17 protein-coding genes are annotated in these 21045 nt (G+C 62.6%); 12 read left to right on the forward strand and 5 right to left on the reverse strand.

The genetic code is table 11. The features are described from left to right. Nucleotides 1–72 precede the first annotated feature (72 nt). From ACYU0X_RS03780 to sdhC, 4 genes are read right to left on the reverse strand one after another with little or no spacing between them, the layout of a single operon-like run. Nucleotides 73–855, reverse strand: a complete 783-nt coding sequence (locus ACYU0X_RS03780; protein WP_309408623.1) for a succinate dehydrogenase iron-sulfur subunit — start codon at nucleotides 853–855, stop codon at nucleotides 73–75. Further along, complete coding sequence (sdhA, locus tag ACYU0X_RS03785) at nucleotides 855–2642, reverse strand: succinate dehydrogenase flavoprotein subunit (protein ID WP_418908489.1); 1788 nt, start codon at nucleotides 2640–2642, stop codon at nucleotides 855–857. Before sdhA ends, ACYU0X_RS03780 begins: the two co-directional genes overlap by 1 nt. A gap of 35 nt (nucleotides 2643–2677) precedes the next feature. After that, nucleotides 2678–3124, reverse strand: coding sequence for a succinate dehydrogenase hydrophobic membrane anchor subunit (locus ACYU0X_RS03790; protein WP_309408620.1), 447 nt, complete (start codon nucleotides 3122–3124; stop codon nucleotides 2678–2680). Nucleotides 3125–3127: 3 nt separating this feature from the next. Continuing rightward, nucleotides 3128–3508, reverse strand: a complete 381-nt coding sequence (gene sdhC / locus ACYU0X_RS03795; protein WP_309408619.1) for a succinate dehydrogenase, cytochrome b556 subunit — start codon at nucleotides 3506–3508, stop codon at nucleotides 3128–3130. A 290-nt stretch (nucleotides 3509–3798) separates the two neighbouring features. Here sdhC and ACYU0X_RS03800 point away from each other — a divergent pair, with 290 nt between their 5' ends. The 4 genes from ACYU0X_RS03800 (at nucleotide 3799) to ACYU0X_RS03815 (ending at nucleotide 10405) form a co-directional block, all read left to right on the forward strand. Next, a complete protein-coding gene (locus ACYU0X_RS03800; protein WP_309408618.1) occupies nucleotides 3799–4911 on the forward strand; it encodes a mannose-1-phosphate guanylyltransferase in 1113 nt (370 codons plus the stop codon). Between the two features lie 161 nt (nucleotides 4912–5072). Then, complete coding sequence (betT, locus tag ACYU0X_RS03805) at nucleotides 5073–7292, forward strand: choline BCCT transporter BetT (protein ID WP_461902160.1); 2220 nt, start codon at nucleotides 5073–5075, stop codon at nucleotides 7290–7292. Beyond that, entirely contained in the window at nucleotides 7289–8812 is a 1524-nt protein-coding gene (locus tag ACYU0X_RS03810; protein ID WP_461902161.1) for an aldehyde dehydrogenase family protein, read from the forward strand. The genes betT and ACYU0X_RS03810 overlap by 4 nt, the downstream gene beginning before the upstream one ends. Nucleotides 8813–8830: 18 nt before the next feature. Then, complete coding sequence (locus ACYU0X_RS03815) at nucleotides 8831–10405, forward strand: GMC family oxidoreductase (RefSeq protein WP_461902162.1); 1575 nt, start codon at nucleotides 8831–8833, stop codon at nucleotides 10403–10405. A gap of 117 nt (nucleotides 10406–10522) precedes the next feature. On the opposite strand, the gene ACYU0X_RS03820 is transcribed toward ACYU0X_RS03815, so the two are convergent. Further along, complete coding sequence (locus ACYU0X_RS03820; RefSeq protein WP_461902163.1) at nucleotides 10523–11473, reverse strand: intradiol ring-cleavage dioxygenase; 951 nt, start codon at nucleotides 11471–11473, stop codon at nucleotides 10523–10525. 206 nt (nucleotides 11474–11679) lie between these two features. Here ACYU0X_RS03820 and ACYU0X_RS03825 point away from each other — a divergent pair, with 206 nt between their 5' ends. The 8 genes from ACYU0X_RS03825 (at nucleotide 11680) to ACYU0X_RS03860 (ending at nucleotide 21035) form a co-directional block, all read left to right on the forward strand. Continuing rightward, nucleotides 11680–12879, forward strand: coding sequence for an amidohydrolase (locus tag ACYU0X_RS03825; protein ID WP_461902775.1), 1200 nt, complete (start codon nucleotides 11680–11682; stop codon nucleotides 12877–12879). A 260-nt stretch (nucleotides 12880–13139) separates the two neighbouring features. Further along, the gene (locus ACYU0X_RS03830) at nucleotides 13140–14231 is read left to right on the forward strand and encodes a BMP family lipoprotein (RefSeq protein ID WP_461902164.1); all 1092 of its coding nucleotides are present in this window, start codon (nucleotides 13140–13142) and stop codon (nucleotides 14229–14231) included. A 109-nt stretch (nucleotides 14232–14340) separates the two neighbouring features. Continuing rightward, a complete protein-coding gene (locus ACYU0X_RS03835) occupies nucleotides 14341–15882 on the forward strand; it encodes an ABC transporter ATP-binding protein (protein WP_418908496.1) in 1542 nt (513 codons plus the stop codon). Then, nucleotides 15879–17078, forward strand: coding sequence for an ABC transporter permease (locus ACYU0X_RS03840; RefSeq protein ID WP_309408606.1), 1200 nt, complete (start codon nucleotides 15879–15881; stop codon nucleotides 17076–17078). The genes ACYU0X_RS03835 and ACYU0X_RS03840 overlap by 4 nt, the downstream gene beginning before the upstream one ends. After that, nucleotides 17078–18355, forward strand: coding sequence for an ABC transporter permease (locus tag ACYU0X_RS03845; RefSeq protein ID WP_309408604.1), 1278 nt, complete (start codon nucleotides 17078–17080; stop codon nucleotides 18353–18355). Before ACYU0X_RS03840 ends, ACYU0X_RS03845 begins: the two co-directional genes overlap by 1 nt. Before the next feature lie 7 nt (nucleotides 18356–18362). Beyond that, on the forward strand, nucleotides 18363–18773 hold the full coding sequence (locus tag ACYU0X_RS03850; RefSeq protein WP_309408603.1) for a cytidine deaminase: 411 nt from the start codon (nucleotides 18363–18365) through the stop codon (nucleotides 18771–18773). 5 nt (nucleotides 18774–18778) lie between these two features. Next, a complete protein-coding gene (locus ACYU0X_RS03855) occupies nucleotides 18779–20092 on the forward strand; it encodes a thymidine phosphorylase (protein ID WP_461902165.1) in 1314 nt (437 codons plus the stop codon). Nucleotides 20093–20354: 262 nt separating this feature from the next. Then, entirely contained in the window at nucleotides 20355–21035 is a 681-nt protein-coding gene (locus ACYU0X_RS03860) for a DedA family protein (RefSeq protein WP_461902166.1), read from the forward strand. The last annotated feature ends 10 nt before the right edge of the window (nucleotides 21036–21045 follow it).

The raw sequence follows: 21045 nt of genomic DNA on the forward strand, positions 1-21045 counted from the left end.
CCGATCCTTCGCCAAGAAACGACAATGGGGCCGCTTCCCGGTGGGAAGCGGCCCCATTGCTGCGCGTGGTAATTACACGGTGCGCGACAGGATTGCCTGCTTGACCTCGGCGATTGCCTTGGTCACCTGGATGCCACGGGGGCATGCCTCGGAGCAGTTGAAGGTGGTGCGGCAGCGCCAGACACCTTCCTTGTCATTCAGGATCTCCAGGCGCATGTCGCCGGCGTCATCACGCGAATCGAAAATGAAGCGGTGCGCGTTGACGATGGCAGCCGGACCGAAGTACTGGCCGTCGGTCCAGAACACCGGGCAAGAGCTGGTGCACGCGGCGCAGAGGATGCACTTGGTGGTGTCGTCGAAACGCTCACGGTCCTCGGCGGATTGGTAGCGTTCCTTGGTCGGCTCGTGACCCTTGGAGATCAAGAACGGCATGATCTCGCGGTAGGACTGGAAGAACGGCTCCATGTCCACGATCAAGTCCTTCTCCAGCGGCAGGCCCTTGATGGCCTCCACGGTGATCGGCTTGGAGGTGTCCAGGTCCTTGAGCAGGGTCTTGCAGGCCAGGCGGTTGCGGCCGTTGATGCGCATGGCATCGGAACCGCAAATACCGTGGGCGCAGGAGCGGCGGAAGGACAGTGAACCGTCGTGCTCCCACTTGACCTTGTGCAGGGCGTCCAGCACACGGTCCGTGCCGTACATGGTCAGCTGGAAGTCTTCCCAGTAGGCATCGGAGCTGGCTTCCGGAAGGTAGCGGCGCACCCGCAGGGTGATGTTGAACGTTGGGATTTCTCCGCCGCCGCCGACGCCTGGCTTCAGCTCAATCTTCGATGCTGGTTCTGGCATTTCGGTGCTCATTAGTACTTACGCTCCATTGGCTGGTAACGGGTGAAGACCACCGGCTTGGTCTCCATGCGGATGCCGGCAATCCCCTCGGTGGTGGCGTTGTAGTCGCGGTAGGACATCGAGTGAACCATGAAGTTCTCGTCGTCACGATCCGGGTAGTCCTCGCGGTAGTGTCCACCACGCGATTCCTTGCGGTGCAGGGCGGCGGCAGTCATAACCTCGGCCAGATCCAGCAGGAAGCCGAGCTCAACGGCTTCGAGCAGGTCGAGGTTGAAGCGCTTGCCCTTGTCCTGAACGGACACATTCTTGTAGCGCTTGCGCAGATCGGCGATGACGTTCAGCGCTTCCTTCAGCGACTTCTCATCGCGGAACACCTGAACGTTAGCGTCCATGATCTCCTGCAGGCTCTTGCGCAGCTCGGCGACCTTCTCGGTACCGGTGGAGGAGAGCAGGTTGTTCAGCTGCTCGGTCACCAGGGCTTCTGGTGCCTCCGGCAGTTCGACGTAGTCGGCGTCGGCGGCGTACTTCGCCGCGGCGATACCGGCGCGACGACCGAAGACGTTGATGTCCAGCAGCGAGTTGGTGCCCAGACGGTTGGCGCCGTGCACCGACACGCAGGCGACCTCACCGGCGGCGAAAAGACCCGGGATGGTGGTGTCGTTGTCCTGCAGCACCTCGGTCTCGATGTTGGTCGGCACACCGCCCATGGCGTAGTGCGCGGTCGGGTAGACCGGCACCGGATCGGTGAACGGCTCCACACCCAGGTAGGTGCGGGCGAACTCGGTGATGTCCGGCAGCTTCGATTCGATGTGCTCGGGCTCGAGGTGCGTCAAATCCAGCAGCACGTAGTCCTTGTTCGGACCGCAACCGCGGCCTTCGCGGACCTCGTTGGCCATGGCGCGGGCGACGATATCGCGCGGCGCCAGGTCCTTAATGGTCGGTGCGTAGCGCTCCATGAAGCGCTCACCGTCGGAGTTACGCAGGATCGCGCCTTCACCGCGGGCGCCTTCGGTCAGCAGAATGCCCAGACCGGCCAGACCCGTCGGGTGGAACTGGAAGAATTCCATGTCCTCCAGCGGCAGACCGGAGCGGAAGGCGATGCCCATGCCGTCACCGGTCAGGGTGTGTGCGTTCGAGGTGGTCTTGAAGACCTTGCCGGCGCCGCCGGAGGCGAAGACCACGGACTTGGCCTGGAAGACGTGCAGTTCGCCGGTGGCCAGGTCGTAGGAGACCACGCCGGCTACGCGCTTCTGCTTGTAGGCGGTGCCGTCCTCACGGTAGGCGTCTTCCTCGACCAGCAGCAGGTCCAGCACGTAGTACTCGTTGTAGAACTCGACGTTGTGCTTGACGCAGTTTTGGTAGAGGGTCTGCAGGATCATGTGACCGGTGCGGTCGGCGGCGTAGCAGGCGCGGCGCACGGCGGCCTTGCCGTGATCGCGGGTGTGTCCACCGAAGCGACGCTGGTCGATCTTGCCCTCGGGGGTGCGGTTGAAGGGCAGACCCATCTTTTCGAGGTCCAGCACCGCGTTGATGGCTTCCTTGGCCATGACTTCGGCGGCGTCCTGGTCGACGATGTAGTCGCCACCCTTAATGGTGTCGAAGGTGTGCCACTCCCAGTTGTCTTCCTCGACGTTGGCCAAGGCGGCGCACATGCCGCCCTGGGCCGCACCGGTGTGCGAGCGAGTGGGGTAAAGCTTGGTTAGCACTGCGGTGCGTGCACGCTGACCGGATTCGATCGCGGCACGCATACCTGCACCGCCGGCACCGACGATGACGACGTCGTACTGATGTACCTGCATTCTTGATGCTCTCTTTTCTTGAAGTCTGCTCGAATTTAGCGGCACTGTGCCAGGTCGCTACCGGCTACGCAGGGGTCGAAGGTGAAGATCACCAGCGAGCCCAGCACCACGATGAAGATGGTGGCTACGTACAGAATGCCCTTGAGCCAAGCGCGGGTGGCGTGCTTTTCGGCGTAGTCGTTGATGATGGTGCGCACACCGTTGGTGCCGTGCAACATCGAGAGCCACAGCAGGGCCAGATCCCAGAACTGCCAGACCGGGTTGGCCCACTTGCCGGCGACGAAACCGAAGGACAGGGCGTTGATGCCGGTACCGGTCATCAGGTTGGCGAACAGGTGCCCGAAGATGAGCACGACGAGCACCACGCCGGACAGTCGCATGAACAGCCAGGCGAGCATCTCGAAGTTGCCGCGAGACTTCGGACCGCGTACGTACTTCGGGTCCAGACGCTGGCTACGAGGGGCAGCAATATTGACGCTCATGGTTTAGTGTCCTCCGAAGGCAAGCGAGAGGTGACGGATGGCGAAGGCGGCGAAGACGACGATCCAGACGCCCAGCACACCCCACAGCAGCTGACGCTGGTACTTGGTGCCCTGCTTCCAGAAGTCCACCAGAATCAGGCGCAGGCCGTTGAAGGCGTGGAAGAGGATCGCCGCGACCAGCGCGGTTTCACCCAGCGCCATCAGCGGGTTCTGGTAGGTCGCGATCACTGCGTTGTAAGCATCGGCGTTGACACGCACGAGTGCAGTATCAAGGACGTGCACTAAGAGAAAAAGGAAAATAACGACACCGGTGACTCGGTGTCCCACCCATGACCACATGCCTTCACGGCCGCGGTATAGGGTGCCTGACGAAGTCTTCGACACTGAACTAAACCTCCAAGACTCGCAACGGCGCATGTGTATCTTGCACACAATGAGATTTGACGCACTTGTGCGAGCGTTCCTTGTGCGAGTCTAAACCAATTGGCGAGCTCACTCCTATCCTGCATCCATTTCCTGTGAGCATGTTCACCGAACGGCACCATCATTACGATAAAAGGGCGAAAATCCGCGGAAATTAGCTCATGAACCGCTTGCGTATTTGAGGGTGCCGAGCCGGGCGCGAAGCACCGGCTAACAGCAGAAAATAAGAATTCTCAATTAGGATTGCAAACGTGAATGCAGACATTTTTTCGCGTTTTTATGGTGTCATCCCCGCTGGCGGCGTCGGGTCGCGGCTGTGGCCGCTCTCGCGCGCCTCGGCCCCGAAGTTCCTGCACGACCTCACCGGGTCGGGATCGACACTGATTCGCGCCACCTATGACCGCCTGTGCCCACTGGCCGACGAGCGGGTCATGGTGGTGACCGGTCAGGCGCACCGTAAGGCGGTCCTCTCCCAGCTGCCGGAGTTGGCCGACGCCAACTTGGTGCTGGAGCCCGAGCCGAAGGACTCGGCCGCCGCCATTGGGCTGGCCGCGGCCATTTTGTATCTGCGCGACCCGCAGACCATCATGGGCTCCTTTGCGGCCGACCAGGTCATCGGCCCGGTGGATGTGTTCCTCGAGGCGGTCCGCGAGGCGGTTCTGACCGCCGCTACCGGCAAGATCGTGACCATTGGTATTCACCCGACGCACCCGTCGACCGGTTTTGGCTACATTCAGACCGGCGAGCTGCTCGGTGTTGAGGGTGCACCGAGCGCCCGTGGCGTCGTGCAATTCGTGGAGAAGCCCGATGAGGATACGGCCCGTGGCTACTTGGCCCGCGGTGGCTTCCTCTGGAACGCCGGGATGTTCGTCGCCCCGGTGGCGCTGATGCTCGAGCACCTGCGCGCCAACCAGCCGCAACTGCATGACGGGTTGATGGAGATCGCCGAAGCGTGGGATGGCCCGCGACGCGATGAGGTGATGGCGCGGGTCTGGCCGCAGCTGCCGAAGATCGCCATTGACTACGCCGTGGCCGAACCGGCGGCCGCCGCCGGGGATGTGGCTGTGGTGCCCGGTGTCTTTAACTGGGACGACGTCGGAGACTTTGCCGCCATCGGACGACTGAACAAGGCTAGCGAGGAAAGTGGCATCACGATCCTGGGGGATAAGGCGCGGGTTTACTCCGACCAGGCCTCCGGGGTGGTCTACGGAGATGTACCACGCGTGGTGGCGCTGATCGGCATCGACGATGTCATCGTGGTGGACACCGCAGACGCATTGCTCGTGACCACAAAGGAGCATGCTCAACGTGTGAAACAAGCGGTCGAAACCCTTAAAGAAGAGGGTAGAGTCGACGTATTGTGATACACGCGCCCGCGCTTTAACAGCGCGGGCGTTTTGCGTTAACAGCACTTGACTTGGGATTTAATGCAAGTTGTCCGTGTGATGTCCACCACATATACCGTATATCAATAATATATCAAGACCTTGATATCTGTTGAAGGACGTTGCTAGGCTCGAGCGCCATGAGTACCGAGACAAAATCCGGGGCAGGCCCCGGATCATCAGCGGATCATCCAACTAATCATCCCGAGCGCCGTACAAGAGTAAACAAGGTCGTTTTCTACGGCTCCGCCATCGGCGTCCTGGCCATTGCCCTTTGGGCGATCCTGGACCAGGAATCGGCCGACCTCGTCATCAACGCCACCGTGGGCTGGGTGGGCAAGAATCTGGGGTGGTATTACACCCTGATCGTGGTCGCCGTTCTGTTCTTCGTAATCTTCGTGGCCTCATCTAAGGTGGGTAGGACCCGCCTGGGTCCCGATCACGCACGCCCCACCTTCAGCCTCTTCACCTGGACGGCGATGCTCTTCGCCGCCGGCATCGGCATCGACCTGATGTTCTTTTCGGTGTCGGAGCCGGTCACCCAGTACTTGGCTCCGCCACGTGGCGACGGTTCGACCGTGGAGGCCGCACGCCAAGCCGTGGTGTGGACGCTGTTCCACTATGGCCTGATCGGCTGGGGGCTTTATGCGCTGGTCGGCATGGCCCTGGGCTACTTTGCCTACCGCCACAACCTGCCATTGAGCATTCGATCGGCCCTGTACCCGATTTTCGGCAAGAAGATCAACGGTCCGATCGGACACGGCGTGGACATCGCCGCGGTGATGGGAACGATCTTCGGCATCGCCACCTCGCTGGGTATCGGCGTCGCGCAGCTGAACTACGGACTGCACTTCATGTTCGGCATCCCGGTCAATACGACGTGGAAGATCGCTTTGATCGCGCTGTCCGTCGTGATGGCAACCATTTCGGTGCTCACCGGTGTGGAGAAGGGTATTCGCCGGCTTTCCGAGCTGAACGTGATCTTGTGCGTGGTGCTGATGCTCTACGTGCTGGTGACCGGCAAGACCGCTTTCTTGATGGACACGATCATCGGCAACGTCGGCGATATGATCGCGCAGTTCCCCTTCATGGCCATGGACACCTTCGCCTATGACCGTCCCGACGACTGGCTGAACGCCTGGACGCTGTTTTTCTGGGCCTGGTGGATCGCATGGGCACCGTTCGTTGGGCTCTTCTTGGCGCGCATTTCACGCGGCCGCACCATCCGACAGTTCGTTTTCGGTGTGCTCTTCGTGCCGATGGCGTTCATTCTATTGTGGATCTCGATCTTCGGTAACAGTGCCCTGTCGCTGGTGATCGGCGGTAACTCCGCCTTCGGCGAGGTCGCGATGAACACGCCGGAACAAGCCTTCTACACAATGCTTGAACAGTATCCAGGGGTCCCACTGGTCGCCGGTATTGCCACCTTTACCGGTCTGCTGTTCTACGTCACCAGCGCCGACTCCGGCGCCCTAGTGATGGCCAACTTCACCTCGCATTTGAAGGATGCCGAGTCCGATGGGTCGAAGCCGGTGCGTCTGTTCTGGTCGTTGGCCATCGGTATTCTGACTCTGGCCATGCTGCTCGTCGGCGGAGTGCCGACCCTGCAGGGCGCTACGGTGATCATGGGTCTGCCGTTCTCGGTGGTGCTGGTCTTCGTGATGTTGGGGCTATGGAAATCCCTGCGCGTGGAGAACGCATTGGCCAAGAGCTATGACGAATCGCTGCATTCGGTGATCTCCAGTCGCAGTAGTTCACTAAGCGACCGACGCAACTGGCGCCAACGACTCTCGCGGGTCATGAGCTACCCGGGCCGCCGACAAACGCGCCGCAGTATTGAAGAGATCATCAAGCCAGCCCTGCAAGAAGTCCATGATGAATTTATGGCGCAGGGCGTTCAGGTTGAGCTGCAGGTGGAGCGGGTACCGGGGATGGATCTGGATTCGGTGGATCTGTTAGTGCTCACCCACCCCGCGGAACGTCCGTTCAAGTACCAGGTATACCCCGTGCGCGTGGACCTGCCGACCTACGCGAGAGTGCAGTCGAGCTCGGATGTCTACTATCGCTTGGAGGTATTCAACCAGGAAGGTAGCCACGGCTTTGACCTGATGGGATTGGGGAAAGAACAAGTGATCGCCGACGTGCTTGACCAGTACGAAACCTATATGGCCTTCATGCACCACCAGTCGCAGCACGACTCACGCAGCCTTATTAACGACGAAGTGGGTTCAAAGACCGACTGGGAGCGCGACTTCGATACCGGAATGATGCCTATTGTCGGTGCCCAGGCGGATGCCGGAAGCATTGACGATGACATCGATGCGTATGACGAGACCGAAACAACCAAGGAGAAATCATGACATTGCCCAGCAGCCCCAATCCGGACCTGCTATTGGCTGGGACCTCCATCTTCATCGATGGGCGTTTCGCTCCGGCCGCCTCGGGCGAAACCCGTGAAATCCATTGCCCGGCCACCGGCGAGCAGGTGGCGTTGGTTTCCGAGGCCGGCGAGGCCGACTCGCTGCGCGCCATCGCCGCGGCCCGCAAGGCCTTCGACTCCGGGGTGTGGTCCTCGGTGCAGGCCCCGCAGCGCGGCAGCTTCCTGCTTCAGGTGGCAGCCAAACTGACCGAGCGCAAGGAAGAATTCGCGCTGGCCGAAACCCTGGATACCGGTAAGCGGATCATCGAGTCGCGTATCGACATGGATGACATCATTGCCTGCTTCGAGTACTTCGGGAAGCTGGCCGGTCAGGACGCCGGACGTCTGGTCGACGCCGGGGATGCCAACGTGCTCAGCCGGATCGCCTACGAACCGGTGGGGGTGGCCGCGATGATCACCCCGTGGAACTACCCGCTGCTGCAGGCGGCATGGAAGATTGCCCCGGCGCTGGCCGCCGGTTGCTCCTTCGTGCTCAAGCCCGCCGAGCTGACCCCCTCCACCGCGATTCTGATGATGGACGTGCTGCGCGAACTGGGTCTGCCCGATGGGGTGGCCAACCTGGTCACCGGTGCCGGGGCCAAGGCCGGTGCGGTGCTTTCCGAGCACCCGGACGTGGATTTGGTGTCCTTCACCGGAGGCCTGATTACCGGGCGGAAGATTGCCGCGGCCGCCGCAGGCACCGTGAAGAAGGTGGCCTTGGAGCTGGGCGGTAAGAACCCAAACGTGATCTTTGCCGACGCCGACTTTGATGCCGCCGTGGACAACGCGCTGAACGCAGCGTTCGTGCATTCCGGTCAGGTGTGCTCCGCCGGTGCCCGTTTGGTGGTGGAGGAATCCATCGCCGAGAAGTTCGTCGACGCCTTGGTTAGCCGCGCCGAGAAGATCACCCTGGGTGGTCCTTTCGATGAGAACGCGGAGACTGGCGCGTTGATTTCCGCCGCGCACTTGGCCAAGGTCGACGCCTACGTGCAGGCCGGTATCGCCGAGGGCGCCCGCGTGCGCTGCGGCGGCCGGCCGGCCACGGAGGACGACGGTGCCGGTTTGGGTGCCGGGCACTTCTACCTGCCCACGGTCATCGATCAGGTCACCTCGGGCATGTCGGTGGCGCAGGATGAGGCCTTCGGCCCGACGGTGACCGTGGAGACCTTCCGCACCGAGGACGAGGCCGTGGCTATTGCCAATGACACTGTCTACGGTTTGGCCGGTGCGGTGTGGAGCCAAGACGCCGGTCGTGCTCAGCGGGTGGCCGGGCGTCTGCGCCACGGCACCATCTGGATCAACGACTACCACCCGTACCTGCCGCAGGCCGAGTGGGGTGGGTTCGGCCAGTCCGGCGTCGGACGCGAATTGGGCCCCACCGGTTTGGGTGAGTACCAGGAAGCCAAGCACATCTACCAAAACCTTGACCCGCAGGTCACCGGCTGGTTTGCCGAGAAGTAACGAGAAAGGGCGCATACGTTGAGCATTGAGAAGAAAGACTTCGACTACATCGTTATCGGTGGCGGCTCGGCCGGTGCCGCGGTGGCCTCGCGGTTGAGCGAGAACCCCGAGGTGACCGTCGCGCTGGTTGAGGCCGGCCCGGATGACCGCGGGATCGACGAAATCCTGCAGTTGAACCGCTGGATGGAGCTGCTGGAGTCCGGCTACGACTGGGATTACCCCATCGAAGAACAGGAAAACGGTAACTCCTTCATGCGTCACGCGCGTGCCAAGGTGATGGGCGGCTGCTCGAGCCACAACTCGTGCATCGCCTTCTGGGCCCCGCGTGAAGACATCGACGAGTGGGAGAGCAAATTTGGTGCCACCGGCTGGAATGCCGAGATGGCCTACCGGCTCTACAAGAAGCTGGAAACCAACGAGGATGCCGGGCCCGACGCCCCGCACCACGGGGATTCCGGGCCGGTGCACCTGATGAACGTGCCGGCGGTCGACCCCTGCGGTGTGGCCCTGCTTGATGCCTGTGAGCAGGCCGGGATCCCACGGGCGAAGTTCAACAACAACGAGACCGTCATTAACGGTGCGAACTTCTTCCAGATCAACCGCCAGGCCGATGGCACCCGAGCCTCCTCGTCGGTCTCCTACATTCACCCGATTATGGAGCGGGAGAACTTCTTCCTGCTCACTGGCCTGCAGGCGCGCAAGCTGAACTTTGATGAGGCGAAGCGGTGCACCGGTGTGGACGTGGTCGACGGTGCCTTCGGGCGCACCACCACGCTGAACGCGGCCCGCGAGGTGATTGTCTCGGCCGGTGCCATCGACTCGCCGAAACTGCTGATGCTCTCCGGGATCGGCCCGGCCGAGCACCTGTCCGAGGTCGGCATCGACGTGCTGGTCGACTCCCCGGGCGTGGGCGAGCACCTGCAGGATCACCCGGAAGGCGTGATCCAGTGGGAGGCTAAGAAGCCGATGGTGCAGTCCTCGACCCAGTGGTGGGAGATCGGCATTTTCACCCCGACCCAAGAGGGGTTGGACCGTCCGGATCTGATGATGCACTACGGTTCGGTGCCCTTTGATATGCACACCTTGCGTCAGGGCTACCCGACCGGGGAGAACACCTTCTGCCTGACCCCGAATGTCACGCACGCCAAGTCGCGCGGTACCGTGCGCCTGCGCAGCTGTGACTTCCGCGATAAGCCTAAGGTCGACCCACGCTACTTCACTGACCCCGAGGGACATGACGCCCGCGTGATGACCTACGGTATTCGCAAGGCCCGTGAGATTGTGGCGCAGTCGCCGATGGCCGAGTGGGCCGGCGAGGAACAGTTCCCGGGTGCCCAGGCGCAGAGCGATGAGGAGATCTTCGATTACCTCAAGCGCACCCACAACACCGTGTATCACCCGGCTGGCACGGTGCGTATGGGGTCCGAGCAGGACGAGATGAGCCCGTTGGATCCGAAGCTGCGCGTCAAGGGCGTCAGCGGCCTCCGCGTGGCCGATGCCTCGGTGATGCCGGAGCTGGTGACCGTGAACCCGAACATCACCACCATGATGATCGGCGAACGTTGCGCGGAACTGGTGGCCGAGGACCAGTAGTTTCGGCGAGCACCGGGTGCACCGGTGAAACTCTGAAGGGGCGTCGCGTCCATCCACCTCATGCGGTGGGTGGACGCGGCGCCCCTTGGGCGTTTTCGCTTGGTGCCCGGTAGGTGGTTAAGGTGCCGCCGGAGCCTCCGAGGGCCGAGGGCCGGCCGGTGGTGCGGTGCCTGGGCCGTGGCCCGCGGGTCCGGCCCCGCCGCTGGGCGTGGTGCGGGTATCGACCGGGACGGTGAGCGCCACCGAGTAGCCGTTCGTGACATCGCCGGTGACGGTGGCCAACTGCCTAGCACCGGAGTCGTCGCCAAAGACGTTATCGGTATCCAGCGAGAGGCGTGCCAAGTTGGCCACCGAGGACTCGTAGCCGTCGGTGGCATAGACGGCGTCGCACATATTCTTGGGCAACGCGACCTGGCTGGTGGCGATCGCGTTGCTGGCATCGTCGATGGAATCGCGATCCGGGTAGATCTCAAAGTGGATATGCGGCCACCGACCGGTGTAACAGGCCGGGACGATGGAGGTGAAACTGACCTTCCCGTCGGCGTCGGCCAGCTGCACCCCGCGCAGGAAGTTCTCGTCTTCCACCCCTTGGGTGTACATCGAGTAGCGGCCCTGGGCATCGCAGTGCCACACGTAGACGGCCACCGAGGCGAAACCCGCCCCAGAATTGGCCAAGTCGAGAATGTTCAGTTCTAGAGTCATCGGGACCCCTGCGGCGGTGCCGTGGGCGTCGCCGAAGCTCGAGGTGATATCGCGGCGGACAATCCCGGACTCTTCTAAGACGTCGGGTCCATTAGAGCCGTCGCCGGGGTAGGGGCCGGCGGTCTCGTCGGGGATCTCGGTGAGGGCGTCGCTCGCGGCGTTGGAGCTCGTGCCGTTCGACGGTGATGCTTGCGGTGTGCAGGCGGCCAGCCCGAGACTCAGCGCCCCAAGGCCCATCGCCGAGAGTATCTTGCGGCGTTCGAACACTGTGCCGATATCGAAGCCCAGACCCTGATCTTCGAGGTCTTCGGCGGGCTGGGCTAGGGGCCGGTCTCCAACCCATTTGCGGGTGGATTGTCCATCCATTATGTGGTCCTTTCGTCACGGTGTGGCGCTGGACATTAGCGTAAGGAGCTAGTCTGTGGCGGTTCTGGGCTCTTCTCCTGCGCCGGGTATGAGCTACTGGCCGCCGGCGGCGCTGGCGTGTCGTAGTGTTTCACCGTGGGGCCGAAGATGACGCTCATAACTGGGATGAGTCGCTACGTGCAAGTAAGCTCGAGACTGTGCATCATGTGAACGACCGCAGACCCGACCGGAGCCCCGTGGGGCAGCTCGTTGACGTGCTGCTGCCCGAACTGATCGACTTTCGGCGCACGGTGCACCGCAACCCGGAACTTTCTTTTGCCGAACACCAGACCACCGAGCGGATTCTGGCCACCCTGCGGGCCGCGGGCCTGAATCCGGTGGCGCTGGAAGGCACCGGCGCCTATGTAGACGTGGGCAGCGGGCCGATCGCCATTGGGCTGCGCGCCGACATCGACGCGCTGCCAATTATCGAAGAAACCGGGCTGGACTACGCCTCACAGGTTGAGGGTGTCGCGCACTCCTGCGGCCATGACATTCACACCACCGTGATGCTCGGTGTGGCGCTTTTGTTGCGCCGGCTCGAGGAGGCCGGCGAGCTACACGGTCGCGTGCGCGTGATTTTCCAGCCCGCCGAGGAGAAGATGCCCGGCGGCGCCCAAGCGGTGATCGCCGCCGGTGTGCTCGACGAGGTGCCGCGCATTTTGGCGTTGCACTGCGAACCACGGATCGACGCCGGGAGCGTGGGCACGCGTATCGGTGCCATCACCTCGGCCAGCGACACGATCAAGATCGAGTTGACCGGTCGCGGTGGACACACCTCCCGCCCGCATCTGACCGAGGACGTGGTCTTCGCGATGAGTCAGATTGTCACCCAGGTTCCGGCGATTCTCACCCGCAAGGTGGACGTGCGTTCGGCCGTCTCGGTGGTGTGGGGACAGATCCACGCAGGTAGCGCCCCGAATGCGATTCCGGGCACCGGTTATCTGGCCGGGACCATGCGTTGTCTAGATGGCGACGCGTGGCATGCGGCGGGCGAGCTATTAGACGCCACGGTACGCCAGGTCGCCGCCCCTTATGGGGTCGAGGTCAAGCTCGAGCACACGCGCGGGGTGCCGCCGGTGGTCAATGCCGCCTCGGAGACCGAGCTGATTGAAAACGCGGCACGGGCCGAAATCGGCTCGGCCTCGGTGGTGCTGACCCCGCAGTCCATGGGCGGGGAAGACTTTGCCTGGATGACCAATATGATCCCCGGCGCCATGTTCCGTTTGGGGACGCGGACCCCGGGCGGGGAGACTTACGATCTGCATCGTGGGGATTATATTCCCGACGAGCGTGCCATTCCCACCGGTGTGCGAGTGATGGCCGCTGCCTGCCTGCAGGCCATCGCGGAGATGAACGGCAACTAAAAAGCCGCAAAAATTTTTCTTGCCGTTGAGGTCAGCGGCTACTTGGCCGGTGACTTGGCGCAAAACGTTAAGCGCTTGCCGTTGGTGGCCGAAGCGTTACCGGATTGTCATGTTTTGGCACTTTACGCGCGGGTAATCTCCGATAGGCTATGGACACAGTGGGAATGATCGCACATTCGCCGTGCCCGACGAGGGGATCCGTCGACGGGAGGCGCCACTTTCGCTCCCCGATAATCTCGCAACGGACCTTGGAGGATTTCATGCGCATGCTATCGCGCAAGGCCGGCGTGGCAACTGCCATGTTGGGTATTTCGGCATTGGCACTGAGCGCCTGCGGCGCCGCTCCCGAGGAGGGTGGTGCAGCGAGCGCCAACTCCGACTTCACCGGCTGCATCGTTTCCGACTCCGGCGGATTCGACGACCAGTCCTTCAACGAGTCCTCCTACCGTGGTCTGCAGAACGCCAAGAAGGACCTGGGCATTCAGATCAAAGAGGCAGAATCCAAGTCCAACTCGGATTACGCCACCAACCTGCAGGGCATGATGAACGCCGGCTGTGACCTGACCGTGACCGTTGGCTTCCTGCTGGCCGACGGCACCGAAGCCGCGGCCAAGGCCAACCCGGACGCACACTTCGCACTGGTGGATGCCACCACCAAGGAGCCGGCCGACAACGTCAAGCCCATCATCTACGACACGGCTCAGGCTGCTTACCTCGCCGGCTATGTCGCCGCCGCCACCAGCAAGACCGGCAAGGTCGCCACCTTCGGCGGCATCAAGCTGCCGACCGTGACCATCTTCATGGACGGTTTCGCCGACGGTGTGGCCAAGTACAACGAAGACAAGGGCAAGGACGTCAAGGTTCTGGGCTGGGATAAGAAGAGCCAGGACGGCACCTTCACCGGTGACTTCGAGAAGCAGGATAAGGGTAAGCAGACCACCAAGAACCTGATCGATCAGGGCGCCGACGTGGTCATGCCGGTGGCCGGCCCAGTGGGTAAGGGCGCGGCCGTGGCCGTCACCGACGCCGTCAAGGCCGGCAAGGACGTCAAGCTGATCTGGGTTGACTCCGACGGCTTCCTGACCGCCCCGGACTACAAGGAGGTCATGCTCACCTCGGTGATCAAGACCATGGACGCCGCGGTGGAAGAGGTCATCAAGAGCGATATCGAGGGCAACTTCGATGCCACCCCGTACGTCGGAACCCTGGAGAACGGCGGCGTCGACATCGCCCCGTTCCACGACCTGGAGTCCGAGGTGAGCGAGGAGACCAAGGCTGAGGTCGCCAAGCTCAAGGAGCAGATCATTTCCGGCGAGCTGAAGGTTGAATCGGACGCAAGCCCGAAGCACTAGTCGCCGCTCAGATGCCGCGCCCCTGCACACCGCCTGTCGGTGGGTGGGGGCGCGCCTGTGAGCACAGAATCTTAACTACAGCCCACCGAACAAACGAAACGGTACCATCGTGAAACTCGAACTGCGGGGAATCTCGAAAGCTTTCGGTACTTTCTACGCCAATAAGGGCATCGACCTCGTGGTTGACGATGCCGAAATTCACTGTCTACTCGGTGAAAATGGCGCGGGAAAGTCCACCTTGATGAATGTGCTCTACGGGCTGTACCAGCCCACCGAGGGCCAAATTCTCGTCGACGATCAGGTCGTCGACTTTTCCGGTCCCGGCGACGCCATGGCGGCCGGCATCGGCATGGTGCACCAGCACTTCATGCTCATCCCGGTATTCACGGTGGCCGAGAACGTGGCCCTCGGTGCCGAAAGCACCAAGGCCGGCGGCCGCCTCGATCTTGAAACCACACGCCGCAAAATTCGTGAGATCTCCGCGAAGTACGGTTTCGACGTGGATCCCGACGCGCTGGTCGAAGACCTCCCGGTGGGCGTGCAGCAGCGCGTGGAAATCATCAAGGCCCTAGTGCGCCAGGCCCGTGTGCTGATTCTCGACGAGCCCACCGCGGTGCTCACCCCGCAGGAGACCGACGAGCTGCTCGACATCATGCGTCAGCTCAAAGCCAACGGCACCTCCATCGTCTTCATTTCCCACAAGCTACGCGAAGTCAAGGCGGTCTCCGATCAGATCACCGTGATTCGCCGTGGCGAAGTCGTCGGCACGGTTTCCCCGCAGGCCGATACCACCGAGTTGGCCTCGATGATGGTCGGCCGTTCGGTGTCGCTGTCCTTGAACAAGGAGCCTGCCACCCCCGGCGAGGCCACCTTCCAGGTGCGCGACCTGTCGGTAATCGACGAGGCCGGCACCCGGGTGCTGAACGAGGTGAGCTTCGATATTCACCGCGGCGAGATCCTCGCCGTCGCCGGTGTGCAGGGCAACGGCCAGACCGAACTGACCGAGGCCATCTTGGGTACGCAGCCGGTGAGCGGCGGATCGGTCCAACTCGAAGGCAAAGAACTGCTGGGCCGCTCGGTCAAGCAGGTTCTTGCCGCCGGCGTCGGATTTGTCCCCGAAGACCGTAGCGTGCACGGCCTGGTCAGCCAGTTCAGCATCGAAGAGAACCTCATCCTGGACCTCTACGATCGGGCGCCCTTTGCCAAGGGACTGTCGATGAATCTGGCGCAGGTGCGCAAGAACGCCGCCGAGCAGATCGAACGCTTCGACGTGCGAACGGATAACGCGTTGAACCCGGCCTCGAGCCTTTCCGGTGGTAACCAGCAGAAGGTCGTGATGGCCCGCGAACTGGGCCGCGAGCTGAAGCTGTTCATTGCCTCGCAGCCCACGCGCGGCGTGGACGTCGGCTCCATCGAATTCCTGCACCGGCGCATCGTGGCCGAGCGCGATACCGGAACCCCGGTGATGATCGTGTCCACCGAGCTCGACGAGGTGATCGAACTGGCCGACCGGATCGCGGTCCTCTACAAGGGCTCGATCATTGGCATCGTCCCGGCCGATACCCCGCGCGATGTACTCGGCCTGATGATGGCGGGGGTCAGCGCCGACGAGGCGGCCGCACAGCACAAGAACCAAGGAGAAGGCCAGTGAGCGCTGAGAAAACCGCGCCGGCACCGGCGAAAAACGACCTATTCAAACAGATCACCCAGGGCCCGGGTCTCGTCTCGGTGCTCGGTGTGATCGTCGCACTGATTGTCGGCGGACTGCTTATTGCGGTCACCGATGAGCGCGTAGCCACCACGGCTGGCTACCTATTCGCCCGTCCGTCGGACTTCTTCTCCGCGTTGTGGGAAGCTGGCACGTCCTCCTATGTGGCGCTGTTCGAAGGCTCCATCTACAACTCGGCGCAGGGCTTTGCCCCGTTCCTCGAAACGTTGACCGTGTCCACCCCGCTAATCTGCGCCGGTCTAGGTGTGGGTCTGGCGTTCCGGGCTGGTCTGTTTAACATTGGTGCCCAGGGCCAGATCATCATCGGTGCCGCGATGGCCGGCTATGTCGGCTTCGCCTGGCATCTGCCGGTGGTGCTGCACCTGCTGCTGGTCATCGTCTTTGGCCTTATCGGTGGCGCCCTTTGGGGCGGTCTGGTTGGTCTGCTCAAGGCACGTACCGGTGCCCACGAAGTGATCTTGACGATCATGTTCAACTACGTGGCCCTCTACCTCCTTGACTTCTTGATGAACACCCAGGCCTTCCGCCGCCCCGGCGAGACCAACCCAATTTCGCCGATTCTGGATACCACCGCGGTCTTCCCGGCCCTGCCCGGTTCCCGGCTACACGTAGGCTTCTTGCTGGCGGTGCTGTTGACCTTCGGCATGGGCTGGCTGCTGAAGCGTTCCACACTCGGTTTTGAACTGCGCGCCGTGGGACACAACCCACTGGCGGCGCAGACCGCCGGTGTGAATGTGCAGCGGGCCATGATTGTGGCCATGGCCTTGGCCGGTGCCCTGGCCGGTGCGGCCGGCGTCGCTCAGGTGGCGGGCACCGAAAAGGTGCTGACCGCCGGCATCGCCGGATCGCTCGGGTTCGACGCGATCACGGTGGCGCTGCTCGGGCGCTCGACCCCGTGGGGCACCTTCTTTGCTGGTCTGCTCTTCGGAGCCTTCCGTGCCGGTGCGGTGAATATGCAGATCTCGACCGGAACCCCGATCGATATTGTGCTGGTGGTGCAGTCGCTGATCGTGCTGTTCATTGCCGCCCCGCCACTGATTAAGGCGATGTTCGGGCTGAACCCGAAGAAAAAGAAGATTCAGGCCGCCGCGGCCGCAACCCAGGGTGGTGCACAGTAATGACTCAACCAGCAGTTCTCCCCACCACGGTTGTGGCACATAGCGTGGGCAAGAAGGTGCCGCTCACGCTGAGCATTTTCGCCGCCATCGTGCTGGTGTGTTTCGGGGCCCTTGGCTCCACTGCCAGTGCGCACTTTGGGCTCTCCTCGGCCGGTGACGCCTTCACGTTGCCGGAATTGGTTTTGCCGGGCCGGATCAGCAACCTGATCATCGGCCTGTTCATGGCCGGTATCGCCGCGCTGGCCTGGGTGCGCCGCAATCAGGCAAGGCCACTGGGCCGTGGGTGGATCATCGCCTTTGCCGCTCTTTTTGTCCTTTCCTTCCTGATCTGGGTGGTTTCCGGCGCACGAACCCCGAGCATTTCGTTGGCCGGCCTGCTGGCCGGCGCCGCGGTGCTGGCGGTCCCTTTGGTCTTTGGTTCGCTGTCCGGGATCATGTGTGAACGTGCCGGCGTCGTCAACATCGCCATCGAGGGTCAGCTGCTCGGCGGTGCCTTCACCGCCGCGCTGGTCGGCAGCATGACGCAGAATGCCTACCTTGGGCTGATCGCAGCCGGTGTGGCCGGAGCGCTAGTCTCACTGGTGCTGGCACTGTTCTCCATCAAATATGTCGTCAACCAGATCATTGTCGGTGTGGTGCTCAACGTGCTGGTCTCCGGGCTGACCGGATTCCTGTTCACCACCGTGATGCAGGCCGACGCGGAGCTGTATAACAATCCACCGCGACTGCCGATCATCGAGATCCCCGGGTTGAGCGCGATTCCGATTCTTGGGCCGATCCTGTTCAAGCAGTCGGTGATCGGTTACCTGATGTATATCGCCGTCGCGGTGGTCTGGTACGCCCTGTTCAAGACGCGCTGGGGCCTGCGCGTGCGCGCCGTGGGTGAACACCCGAAGGCCGCCGACACGCTAGGCATCAAGGTCAACGCCACCCGGTTCTGGAACGTGACCCTTGGCGGCATCATCGCCGGTATTGGTGGTTCCTTCTTCACCCTGGTGGCCGTCGAAAGCTTCACCAAGGAAATCTCCGGTGGCCGCGGCTTCATCGCCTTGGCCGCGGTGATCTTCGGACGATGGAATCCCATTGGGGCCTTCCTGGCCGCCTTGCTCTTCGGCTTTGCCGATAACTTGCAGGTCATCCTGACCATTATCGGCACCCCGGTACCGAGCCAGTTCATGGCCATGATGCCGTACTTGGTCACCATCTTCGCCGTGGCGGGTCTGGTCGGTCGCTCGCGCGGTCCGGCCGCCGTTGGTGAACCCTATCTCAAGGAGTGAGGCACCCATGAGCGAAGCCAATGTGAAGTGGGACGAGCTACGTCAGGCGGCACAGATCGCACTGGAGAAGGCCTACGCGCCCTACTCGAATTTTCGAGTGGGCGCCGCGGCGCTCAGCAGCGACGGCCGGCTCGTTTCCGGGTGCAATGTGGAAAATGCCGCCTACGGGGTCACCCTCTGCGCCGAATGCGCGCTGATCGGAGAACTCTTCGCCACCGGCGGAGGGCAACTTGAATACTTCCTCTGCCTCGGGCAACAGGATCACGGTCAGGTGCAGCTCATTACCCCCTGCGGGCGCTGCCGACAATTGCTCTTCGAGCACCGCGCCGCGACGCTCACCATTCAGACGGCCCGCGGGCTCACCGACATCACCGACCTTCTGCCCGATGCCTTCGGGCCGGACAACCTGAGGAGTTAATTCCCATGGCAACCGAAGCCTATGACGTCATCGAGGTCATCCGGACCAAGCGGGCCGGCGAGGCACTGTCCCCGGAACTGATCGACTGGACCATCGATGCCTACACCCGTGGGGTGATCGCCGAGGAACAGATGGCCGCGCTGAATATGGCGATCTTCTTCCAAGGGATGAACCGGGCGGAGATAGCCCGTTGGACCGCGGCTATGATCGCCAGCGGTGAACGGATGGATTTCTCGACGCTCACCGACCGGCAGGGATGCCCGCTGGCCACCGCCGATAAGCACTCTACCGGCGGGGTGGGGGATAAGATCACCCTCCCGCTGGCGCCGCTTGTGGCGAGCTTCGGGGTGGCCGTTCCGCAGCTTTCGGGCCGCGGACTCGGGCACACCGGTGGCACGCTGGACAAGCTCGAAGCTATTCCGGGGTGGCGTGCTGAGTTGAGCAACGAGGAAATGTTCGCTCAGCTATCCGAGCTGCAGGCGGTGATCTGTGCTGCCGGTGCCGGGTTGGCCCCGGCCGATAAGAAGCTCTACGCACTGCGTGATGTGACCGGCACCGTCGAGTCGATTCCGCTGATCGCGTCCTCCATTATGAGTAAGAAGATTGCCGAAGGAACCGGCACCTTGGTCTTGGATGTCAAGGTCGGTTCCGGAGCCTTCATGAAGGACGAAGTCAACGCCCGCGAGCTGGCCGAAACCATGGTGAACCTGGGCACCGACGCCGGAGTGAACACGGTGGCCCTGCTGACTAATATGGATACCCCGCTGGGGCTGACCGCCGGCAATGCGATCGAGGTCGAAGAGTCCGTGGAGGTGCTCGCCGGTGGAGGCCCCGAGGATGTGGTGGAGCTGACCTGTGCCTTGGCCACCGAAATGCTTGCCGGTGCCGGGGTGCACGATGTCGATGTGCGCGAGGCCCTGCGCAACGGTCGAGCCATGGATTATTGGCGCCGCATGATCTCCGCCCAGGGTGGAGATCCGGATGCGAGCCTGCCGGTGGCTGCCGAATCGCAGACCATTTACGCACCGGCCGACGGTACCCTGCTCAAGCTCGATGCGATGGATATCGGCGTGGCCGCCTGGACCTTGGGGGCCGGACGTGCTCGCAAGGAGGACGCCGTGCAGGCCGGGGCCGGCGTGCGGTTGCACGCCAAGCCCGGCGCCCAGGTGCGACGCGGTCAGCCGATCGCTACGCTACTGACCGACACTCCTGAGAAGTTCGAGCGGGCCGCGGCCTTGGTGGAAGGTTCCATGCTGATCGGCACGGAGAATGACCGTCCCGATACCCGTTTGATTATCGACCGGGTGGCCGCCAACTAGGTTCACACTCTCCAAAATGGCTGAGCTCTCCGCGCCGCCGCACCTGCCTCCAAGCTAAGTGCGGCGGCGTTGACGTATCCGCACAGTAACTGGAACCACGCGGTGGCCGTCATCGTTGGAGGTAAGTGGATCTACGACCTAGGTGTCGGTTTGCTCAACGCAAAGACCGTCGAACGGCTGATACTTGGCGGCCGGTGCCAATGGGAAACTAGACTAACGCCACCGTTCGGTGGCGTGTGAACCTACGAAGAAGACGGTAACCGTGATCGACTTGGTCAACGAGGCAATTAATCAGGCCGCCAGCGCGTGGTGGATTCTGCCTTTGCTGTTTGCCTTTTGCGCCATCGACGCATTTTTCCCCGTGGTCCCTTCCGAAACCTTTTTGGTCTCTTTGGCGGCCGTCGGTGTGGCTCAGGGGGTGCCAAACCTCTGGTGGTTGGTGGTTCTCGGCGTGACCGGGGCGATTCTCGGTGACCAATTCACCTACTGGCTGGGCACCCGGCTCGGTCATGGGCAACTCGCGTGGATGCGCTCGGCACGTGCGCAGAAGGTGTTGAGCTTCGCGGCACGCCGCCTCGAGAGCTCCGGCGCCCTGTTGATTTTCACGGCCCGCTACATTCCCATCGGACGCGTCGCGGTGAACCTCAGCGCCGGTGCCTCGGGATTCTCCTATCGTCGTTTCTTGTTTTTCGACACCCTCGGCTGCCTCACCTGGGGCCTGTACTCGGTGGGTATCGGTGCGTTGGCTGGCAACTGGCTGGCGCATAACAAGTTGCTCGGAATTGTGTTGTCGGTGGCTATCGCGCTGGGGCTCGGCCTCATCCTCGACAAAATCGTCAATCGGGCGTTGGGGTGGTTTCATCGGCGTGAGGCGGAGCGTAAACGGGCCCGCGGCACGGCCGGTGGTGCACGTCCGGCCACTTCGCTGGGTGACGAAGATTAACCTCGCGGCG

It is taken from the genome of Glutamicibacter sp. X7 (assembly GCF_054889245.1).